This is a genomic window from uncultured Amnibacterium sp. (genome assembly GCF_964244015.1).
GTDB lineage: Bacteria > Actinomycetota > Actinomycetes > Actinomycetales > Microbacteriaceae > Amnibacterium.
In genome coordinates, this window is sequence record NZ_CAXTHO010000122.1 from 1 (window position 1) to 8,871 (window position 8,871).

The 8,871-nt window shown below is 64.9% G+C and carries 8 protein-coding genes; 7 read left to right on the plus strand and 1 reads right to left on the minus strand.

The window, feature by feature from the left end:
- Window positions 1-740: 740 nt before the first annotated feature.
- Window positions 741-1,727 (minus strand): hypothetical protein, encoded by a 987-nt coding sequence (locus ACFE67_RS12435; protein ID WP_375407194.1) that lies wholly within the window; start codon window positions 1,725-1,727, stop codon window positions 741-743.
- Between the two features lie 707 nt (window positions 1,728-2,434).
- On the opposite strand from ACFE67_RS12435, the gene ACFE67_RS12440 reads away from it, so the two are divergent.
- From ACFE67_RS12440 to ACFE67_RS12470, 7 genes are all read left to right on the plus strand, one after another.
- On the plus strand, window positions 2,435-3,022 hold the full coding sequence (locus ACFE67_RS12440; RefSeq protein WP_375407195.1) for an RNA polymerase sigma factor: 588 nt from the start codon (window positions 2,435-2,437) through the stop codon (window positions 3,020-3,022).
- Entirely contained in the window at window positions 2,991-4,043 is a 1,053-nt protein-coding gene (locus ACFE67_RS12445; protein WP_375407196.1) for a CU044_5270 family protein, read from the plus strand. Before ACFE67_RS12440 ends, ACFE67_RS12445 begins: the two co-directional genes overlap by 32 nt.
- Window positions 4,044-5,450: 1,407 nt before the next feature.
- Complete coding sequence (locus ACFE67_RS12450; RefSeq protein WP_375407197.1) at window positions 5,451-5,768, plus strand: PadR family transcriptional regulator; 318 nt, start codon at window positions 5,451-5,453, stop codon at window positions 5,766-5,768.
- Between the two features lie 80 nt (window positions 5,769-5,848).
- Window positions 5,849-6,757: a hypothetical protein gene (locus ACFE67_RS12455; protein ID WP_375407198.1), complete on the plus strand. Its 909-nt coding sequence runs from the start codon at window positions 5,849-5,851 to the stop codon at window positions 6,755-6,757.
- A complete protein-coding gene (locus ACFE67_RS12460; RefSeq protein WP_375407199.1) occupies window positions 6,757-7,449 on the plus strand; it encodes a hypothetical protein in 693 nt (230 codons plus the stop codon). The genes ACFE67_RS12455 and ACFE67_RS12460 overlap by 1 nt, the downstream gene beginning before the upstream one ends.
- A gap of 30 nt (window positions 7,450-7,479) precedes the next feature.
- Window positions 7,480-8,130 carry an ATP-binding cassette domain-containing protein gene (locus tag ACFE67_RS12465; protein WP_375407200.1) on the plus strand — a complete coding sequence of 217 codons (651 nt, stop codon included), beginning with the start codon at window positions 7,480-7,482 and terminating at the stop codon, window positions 8,128-8,130.
- A 123-nt stretch (window positions 8,131-8,253) separates the two neighbouring features.
- Entirely contained in the window at window positions 8,254-8,808 is a 555-nt protein-coding gene (locus tag ACFE67_RS12470; RefSeq protein ID WP_375407201.1) for an SDR family NAD(P)-dependent oxidoreductase, read from the plus strand.
- Window positions 8,809-8,871 lie beyond the last annotated feature (63 nt).

Genomic DNA, 8,871 nt, shown 5'->3' on the forward strand with positions numbered 1-8,871 from the left:
GCGGGGTCGGGCCCCAGGGGACGCGACCAGTCAGCGCCCTACGAGCTCGGCACAAACTCGGCACTTCAGACAGTTCGAAGAAGCCCAAGAGGGCTCCGGGTACTTCGCTACAGTCGGGAACGTTCAGTTCACGACGTCGGACTTATTCCCGCTGATCAGGTACTTAGCTCGACACTATTCGACGGTACGCATCCAGAATCAAGGCAGGACAACCCTTCGACTCAACTAGGGGGTCAGGGGTTCGAGTCCCGTCAGATCCACCAAACAGCTGATCAAACAGCTATTCCGAAGTCCTCAGCGGAGGAAATAGATACGCTTTCCGGCGTTTCGCAGCACACTCCGCCCATGATCGGCTCGCGTCTCGGAATGACTGGATCGGCCTGGGGGACGCGCCCGCCTCTGTTGCACGGACTCCACGATCTCCAGCGTGCATCCGTTCGCCCCGTTCGTGACCTTCGTTGCTCGCCGCACGGCTCGGCGTGAGCTGACAAATGCCCTATGACCTGCGCAGCCAGGGCCGCGGAGCGCTCGAGTTCCGCATCCGTCGAGAGCTGCGCCTGCGGGCCTCCGATGTTGACGCCTGGCTCGCTCGCCTCGAGCAGCAGGACCACGCTCGACACCATTCGACAGCGTGATCGTTCTCGGCCACCAGGCATCCTTGTGGTCCGCGGGACCATCTCAGACCGCTGTCTTGGTCGCGGCGCACCGCTCCCCCGACAGGGCGGTCGACCCCTTTGGAATCAGCCTGCAGGAACGATAGTCGCGGGCTTCGATCCAGCGCGAGTCATCGTCTGCAGGCTGGTGCCGGTGTTGCTCTGCAGGACGACCTTCCCGAAAGCGCTGACCGGTTTCGCGGTGCCGAACGTCGTCGTGGAGGTGGTGACCGAGTTGTCGGAGTGCAGGACCTCTAGGCGGTTCTTACAGCCCACCCAAGCGATTGCTGTGTGAAGGGCAGCGGGCGTGTTCACGCAGTGAGCGGTGGTGTGCGAGAACTTGGTGCCGTCGAGTTGGACGCCCATGAGGGTGACGCGGTCCTCGTCGAAACCCGAGCAGGCGACGGAGACCGAGGTGAACGCAGCGCAGCCCACGGAGGCGTCATTCCCTCCCTTGTTGTACGTATGCAGCGAACGCACGACGCCGGGGTTGGCGAAGGCGATGTAGCGGATGTGCCCGTTGTTATCCGTGATGGTGACACCCGCGCTGCCGCTCTGAAGGCGGATGGATCCGTCGACGTTCTCACCCCGAGGGAACGGGACCCCGATGCTGGTCGAGCCCGCTGCGGTGACCAGGACGACGGCCGAGCGACTGTCGACGCCGGTCTTGCCGTTGCTACCGATTTTGGCGTACCCGTCCGGTGCAGCGACGGTCTGTTCTGCGATCGTGGTCCGAGCTCCGGTCGTGAGGTCCCAGCGGTAGTTCTCCACGCCGTCCTTCGGTGCCACCAGCACCGTGCCGGACGCGGTCGCGGGGATGCTCTTCGGCGTGGTGGTCTTGATCAATCCGAGGGCCCGAGTGTGCCCATCGCTGCCGAGTGAGTACAGATTCACCGTCGCCTTGCCGGAGGCGACCGGCGTGTACTTCCCGTAGACGAGGTAGTGCCCTGTCCCGACCACCGGCACAACGCGGGTCGTCGTCGTGGCTGTCGCGGGTGCCGCGGACAGCAGACCGACTCCCACCATGAGGGCGGCTGCGGCAACGGCAGCCATCTTCTTACTCGGGCGAAACATGGGTTAGTTGTACCTCCCGTGACGACAGCCCGCACCCGGCGCGCCGCCTCCACACGGCACATAAGCGCCCTCCATTGGCCTCGTTTCCACCGCATGACTCGACGTTCGACGCATCCGGGCGCCGCTGCCGCTGTGAAATTGCCCCCTGCGACGGCTCACAACTCGCCGCGTTCAACACCTGGGTCCCGGAAGCCTGCTCGCAAGAGAGAAAGTCCGGGCGGGGTCAATACGTCGCTGTACCCTTCGTCGTGGTCAGCGCCCGACTGCTCCCGGGGCGGGTTAGTACCAGCCCGAAGGAGGCGCCAGCGGTTAAGGCGGGTTGGTGGCGTTGTGTTGACGAAGTGGGGAACTGACCGCGAGCCGCATGAACCGAATGCGCATACGACCTTCCGCCAAGACCTTGCGTGGACCAGGAACGCCTCGCTACAGAGAGCCGAGTCGGTGTCTGGACCATCCAACGACCGCAACTCGATACCTCATGGGTTCGCGACCTGCGCGTCGTCAGCGCGATGATCAACGACGCGGGCGATGACCGCAAGAGACGCACTGCGACTGTTCAAAACCCCTGACCGTGAGATGCGCTGAACCGCCGCGGAGAGGTCGAGCATCGCGCGATGGTCGGCGAGCTCTTGGATCGAACTTCGTGTATCACCTGTTGTGGGGGCTCGAGAGCGTGAACGCTGAGCCCTCATCGAACCAATACAGGTATGAGCACAGACAGCGACGTCATCAAACGCTCGAGGGACAGCCCTCGAGCGTTCGGTGATCTCTTCCACCGGCACGCCGTAGTCGTGCACCGCTACATCGCCAGACGAGCCGGCACCGAGGTCGCGGACGAGGTGATGTCCGAGACGTTCCTCGTCGCTTTCGAGCGGCGAGAACGGTTCGATCACACCTACACCGATGCCCGCCCCTGGCTCTACGGCATCGCCACAACATTGCTCGCCGCTCACAGGCGCCGCGAGGCGCGGCACCTCAACGCGCTTGCGCGGGCAGCGGAGCGCGAGGACGACGACGACGGTCTTGGGCGGGTGGCGGCGCGCGCTGATGCGACCGCTGACATCCGCCGCATCGCGGTCCGAATACGAGCACTGTCCGAAGGCGACCGCGACGTCCTGCTGCTGCACGCGTGGGCTGACCTGACGAACGAACAGATCGCGACCGCCCTCAACATTCCAGTCGGCACTGTCCGGTCCCGACTGTCCCGAGCCCGACAGACCCTCCGCCAGAGCGCGGCCGGCACCACTTCCAAGGAGACCGATCATGGACGAGTTGACGCTGCTGCGACGGCTTGACGCCGACACCGCCGCCCCGACCAAGGCGGCCCTGACCGACGCGTTCGATGCACTCAACGACCGAATCACTGCCGCCGAACAGCGCGGCGAGAAGCACGTCGCCAAGCGACGCAGGGCGGTGCATGTGCGTCGGACGCTGGTCATGACCCTCGCCGCCGCAGCAGTGGTGGTCGGACTGGTCATGACCGACACCATCGGTGTCGCCGGCCTGCGCCCCGGCGCAAGCGCCGAAGCAGCTGAGCTGCTCGACAACGCCGCGGTCGACACGATCCGAACCGCCGACCCTGTGGTCCGTCCCGGCCAGTACCTCGCCATCACCACCGACCATGTGAACCTCAACTCGGACACCTCAGGGGACACGCAGCTGCGCTGGCTCGACCGCGGCACGGACACGACCTACATCCCCTACGACCGGCACGACGAGTGGAGCCTCGTCCGGAGTCCCGAAGAGCCGGTCGACTTCTTCTCAACGGCGGCGAAGAAGCATGCACTGCTCCAGTACGCCAGCACACGTGAGCGGTACGACGGCAAGAACGAACTGATCAGGGGTCGCGACGGAAACTTCTACGGCACACCCGCCGACGAGGCCGACTTCGCCGCGCTCCCCCGAGACCCTCGGGTGCTGCTCAACCGGATCTACCGGACCACGCTCGGGCAAGGACAATCCCCGGACGGCGTGGCCCTCGAATGGATTGCCGGCCAGCTGCGCACCGGCATCGTCCCCGCAGATCTCCGCGCAGCCATGTACCGCGCTGCTGCCCTCATCCCCGGCGTCACGATCACCGAGAAGGAGACCGTGCTCGACGGACGAACAGGAGTCGCGATCGGGCGTGTCGAGCCCACGACCGGTGCGCGGGTAGAAATCGTCATCGAACCGCAGACCGGACTCATGATCGGCGAACGCCGCGTCGCCACCAGGACCGGATACGGGATCCCCGCAGGCAAAGTCACCGAATCGTCTGCCGTGACCGTCAAGGTCGTCGATACCGCCCCGACCGGCCCGGAACATCGAGTCAACTAGGCAAGCTCGTCCTAGGAGACCGAGAAGGCCGCCCTGCAATCAGCCGGGCGGCCTTCCCGCGTGTGTGACTGCCGGGGAACGCGCGGACCTGCCTGCTGAAGAGAGCAGCGGCTCCGTAGTGGTCGCAGTGTTCGCCGAGTTCGAACGATAACGGTCTCAACGCCCTGCTCGTGAGACGCGCGGTGTCTACTTCTCGGCCTGTCGAGGGTGTTCCGCAGGCCGTGAAGCATGACCCGGATGACGAGCACGGTACGGACCACGATCAGACAACGAGCGCGATGCCGTACGTGGTTCCAGCGCGCTTCCCCAGATAATCGCCGAGACCCCGACGACGAGCATCACACCGTGGACGCCCCCACACCCCTCCACCACCAAGGCCTACTGCGTATGTCGAGAGACTACGGCTCACCTGCGAGGCCCCGACGATCACGCCGTGCATCAGTATCAGAACCCTGAAAGCGGGACGCCGCTGCGGGCCCGGTGAAGTAGTGGGGCGACGATGAACGAGTGAATGCCGACTTGGAGCTGTACGAGGCCGCTGTCTCGCTGATTGAGATCGGCTCAGCGACTCATTCTGGAAGACTGCCGCGGCAATTTGGTTGGATGACGGTTCGATTTTGACCGGTATTGGTCTCGTCAATATCAACTCAGCTGCAGGCTTCTGCGCCGAGGTTGGCCCTCTTGCGCAGGCGTACGCAATCGACGGACAGGTGGTCGCCTCCATATGCGTGAACCGGAGCGACGACCGAGAGAAGGACCTGGTTCTCGACCCTTACGGAGTCCGTCAAGAACGCCCGACCCTCTGGGGCCCCGATGTTGAGGTGGGCGTCGCTGGTAGCACCGACGCAACCGGTTGGTCCAGTCGTCGCCTCGTGGAACTGATGCCCTATTACTGGGCCAGCGCCCTATCGGCAGACGACCATTGGCCAACGAAGGCAGAGCACGCAGAGTAGGCCGCACAGCCACCCTCGCTCGCCGCACACCATTCACCTGCCTGGTCCTGAGAGCGGCCCCGACTCGGGAGCGCTGCTGATCGTGCTCGTTCTGGCAATCGTCGGACTCGTCGTGCCCCCCGGCCACCGCCCAAACTCCTCAAATTTCGCGCGATACCTGATCAGCAAGGTACTCCGTACTCCAATCCCGCATCGCTGCGACGCTCCGGCACCGGTGTCGGTGACCTGCGCGCCGTCACGGGCGAACAAATCGACCGGTCGCGGTTCCAGATGCATCAGCTGCAGTTGGCATCGCCGTGGCCGTTTGGCCGGCTACGCACCCGCGTTCGATTTCACCGCGGGGCCGCGGGGTCCTGCCGAGTCGACACCAGATCGTCTGACAAGCCTGGCACCGGCCTCAAGTCGGTCCGCGAGTCGGCGTACGCGCGCTATGCGATATAGATACTGTAGGCAGATGGTTGGTGTGGAGCGAGTAACCGGGGCGACGGTGGACGTGCTGCGTGCGCTGTTGGCAGCAGACGAGCCGTTGTGGGGCCTGGTCGTCATCAAGGCCACAGGCCGAAAGCCGGGCACCGTGTACCCGATCTTCGATCGGCTGGAGACCGCCGGTTGGGTGGAGTCTCGATGGGAGGACGATTCGTCGCGTCCGGGTCCGCGTCGCCGGTACTACGTGCTGACCGATGGCGGTAGAGCGTCCGCCGCACAGACGGTGGCGCGCTTTGCTGCCCGTCCCGTAGGCGCCGGTGCTCGTGCTTCGGGAGCGACGAGTTGAGCCGCACGACCCGGGCGCTGGTGGGATTGGCAGCAATGACGCTGCCTGCGACAACGCGTGATCGGTACCGGGAGCAGTGGATGGCGGACCTCCGCGACGCGAAGGCGTTGGGCATGTCCGAGGGATCGGTCGCTCGCGGCGCGATCGGGTTCGCGTTGATCGCAGTGCCACGGGAGGTCTTCAGGGCGGAGTTCCGCGCAGCTTTCGGCGTCGTTGCGGTCCTCGCCACTGCCGTGGTCGTCGCGTTGCCGTTACTGGAGATGCTCCTCCGACACGGGTTCCTCACCGGCAGCAGTCTTACGACGTCGAACGCCGGCATCTTCGCGTCGGCGCTCGACGGGTTCGTGCCTCTGTTGTTTCCGGTACTGCTGATGCTGGTCAGCTGCTTCCGCTTTTTCCAGGAGCTCGGAGACCGGTTCGTCTCCAACACTCGCACCCGAGTTCGGGTAGAGAGCTACGTCTACGCGAAGCTGCTGGTCGCGATGGGCACCAGCTTCGTCGTGTTCTTCGCCGCGACCTTTGCCGCCTTCACCGTCGCGTTCATCGTCTGGCCCGCGATCGGCAACCCTGGTATCGACACAGCCGGCACACTCATCAACGGGCACCCCTGGGGCGCCGAAGACGTCTATCGGCAGTACACCTACAGTCAGCTGCTGGTCGCAGGTCCCATGCCGTTCGGCCTGTTCTATTCCGCCTGGGTCGGCCTCGGTGCAGCGACGTGCACGGCGTTGGGAATGGCCTGCCTCCTGCTGGTGAAGCGGCCGGTGATCGGGCTGGGGCTGCCGTTCCTACTGCTGGCGGTCCAGCACGCGGCAGTGATACTGGTCGGCCAAGACCGGCTCAGCGTCATCAACTCGCTCTTCCCCTTTGGCTATACGCAAGCCCCCCTGATCGTCGGCATGGCACCGCTACTGGCCCTCATCGTCTGCGTTGTCGGACTGTGGCTGATGCTGCTGCGACGACTGTCCCGGCTGGACGTCCTCGCCTGATGCGCAGCGGGGCCATTGTCGCTGGCGGGCTCTTCCTCACCGCCGGTGCACTTGTCGCCAGCACAGAACCGAAAGAGCTGACGCTGTTCGAAGCGATCACAGCGGCGCTGTGGGGCAGCACCGGCACATACCTGCAGTTCATCGGCACCGCCATCGTCTTCATCGGCGTCGCCTACCTCCTCACTGCGCCCTACGCCGAGCGGCGGGACACCTGGATGCAGCTGGAGTTACTGCGCTACGGGAGCAATCACCGCTGGCTGATCGCGGTCGTCCGCCGGATCGCTCTCCCCGTCGCCGCACTGCCCCTCGGGCTCAGCGTCGCAAGCACCGCCTGGTACCTACTGCTCGGCGGCCGCACGTTCACCTTGCCCACCGTCGGCTTGATGCCCTGGCTGTTTCAGCTTCTGGTCAACGGGGCACTCCAACTCCTGGTCTACGTGCTCGTGCTCCTCACCGCGACCATCGGCACCAGCAACCGAGTCGGCGGGCTCGCTGCCGCCGCGGTACTCCTGGCACTCGGATTTCCCCATCGCCAACCTCAGCCCCTGCTACCCGTGCAGCTCTCCGGCATGGGCTACGCACTCGACGGATGGCGATCAGCCCTCCCAGTAACCGCGACGCTCTTCGTCACCACCACGGCCACGGCCTTAATAGCGCTCCTGGTCCTCCAGCGCCTGCGGCGCACCACCTGAAAGGCCACCATGCTGACAACGACCAGACCCGTGATCACCGTCACCGATGTCGCCAAGCGTTTCAGGAACGTCGAGCTCTTCCACGACGTGTCTTTCACCGTCGAGCCCGGACGTACCTATGGACTCGTCGGCCCGAACGGCTCGGGCAAGACCGTGCTGCTCAAGCTCCTCGCCGGTCTCGCCCTACCCGACCGCGGCACGGTCACCATCGACCCGACCTACCTGAGCCGAGACCGCTCCTACCCCGACCGGTTCGGCGTCACGCTCAACGCCCCCGCGTACCTCGGCAATCTCACCGGGCGCAATAACCTCCTCCAGCTCGCAGGGATACAGCACCGGATCACCGCCGAGCACGTCGACGACACCCTTCACAGCGTCGGTCTCGAGCCCGCCCTGAAGCAGAAGGTCCGCAACTACTCACTCGGGATGAAACAGAAACTCGCCCTCGCTCAAGCGCTCATGGAGGGCCCCGAGGTGCTCCTGCTCGACGAGCCCTTCAACGCGCTCGACAGGACCAGCACCATGAAGGTGCGAGCGCTCCTCACCGAGCAGCAACGACGGGGCACCACAATGATTTTCACGAGCCACGACCACCGTGAAATCGATGCCCTCAGCCACCACATTATCGAAATTGACAACCAGACTGTGCGGGTGATCGACGCGCGCGTTGAGAGAGCCTGAACCCGCGAATTTGCCAGATCGGTGTGCGAGGTCGTGAGGGCCGTCTCTTCGAGTTGACCCTTCTCACAACCCTGCGCGCGAGACGACCGAGTGCTTGTCGGGATATTCGAGGAGGATGTCGGGATGGACCGGCGGGTCGTTGTGACGGGCGCATCGCGTGGACTGGGCCGTGCACTCGTCGAGGCGTACGCCAGGGCAGGTGCTGCCGTGTGGGCGGGATGTCGGCGTCCGGACGACGTCGCGCGTCTGCAGGACCTCGGAATAGAAGTCCGCTACCTCGACGTGTGCGACGAGGAGTCGATCGCCAGGCTCGCGGAGGAGGTGGGCGCAGCTGGAGGTGCGGACCTCCTGGTCAACGCCGCCGGTACGGACGCCCGAGCGTTCGGCGCCGCCGCAGATCACCGTGGCCCGTTCGAGCTGAGCGCGAGCAACTTCCTCGCCGAAGTCGAGGTCAATGCGATCGGCCCGATGCTGACGACCCGGCTGTTCCGAGACCAGTTAGAGATCGCCGCGGCGCCGGCCGCGGATAGCAGCCCGTTCGACGTCAGCCAGGCGAGATACACCTCACCAGTGCGCTCCGTCCACGCTCGGACGGTTTCGAGGCGCACGGCAGTAGATATTTATCTACCTTGTCGTACTCTGTTGTCATGGAGCGCACAATCAGCGTCGGGCAGCTAAGGCAGAATCCGACGGAGATGATTCGGAACGTCAAGCAGGGTGCCACCTACACCCTCACCGATC

Bases quoted from the DNA above. Each gene is read 5' to 3' on its own strand.
- ACFE67_RS12435 (WP_375407194.1), bottom strand. From the start codon at position 1,727: ATGTTTCGCCCGAGTAAGAAGATGGCTGCCGTTGCCGCAGCCGCCCTC.
- ACFE67_RS12440 (WP_375407195.1), top strand. From the start codon at position 2,435: ATGAGCACAGACAGCGACGTCATCAAACGCTCGAGGGACAGCCCTCGA.
- ACFE67_RS12445 (WP_375407196.1), top strand. From the start codon at position 2,991: ATGGACGAGTTGACGCTGCTGCGACGGCTTGACGCCGACACCGCCGCC.
- ACFE67_RS12450 (WP_375407197.1), top strand. From the start codon at position 5,451: ATGGTTGGTGTGGAGCGAGTAACCGGGGCGACGGTGGACGTGCTGCGT.
- ACFE67_RS12455 (WP_375407198.1), top strand. From the start codon at position 5,849: ATGGCGGACCTCCGCGACGCGAAGGCGTTGGGCATGTCCGAGGGATCG.
- ACFE67_RS12460 (WP_375407199.1), top strand. From the start codon at position 6,757: ATGCGCAGCGGGGCCATTGTCGCTGGCGGGCTCTTCCTCACCGCCGGT.
- ACFE67_RS12470 (WP_375407201.1), top strand. From the start codon at position 8,254: ATGGACCGGCGGGTCGTTGTGACGGGCGCATCGCGTGGACTGGGCCGT.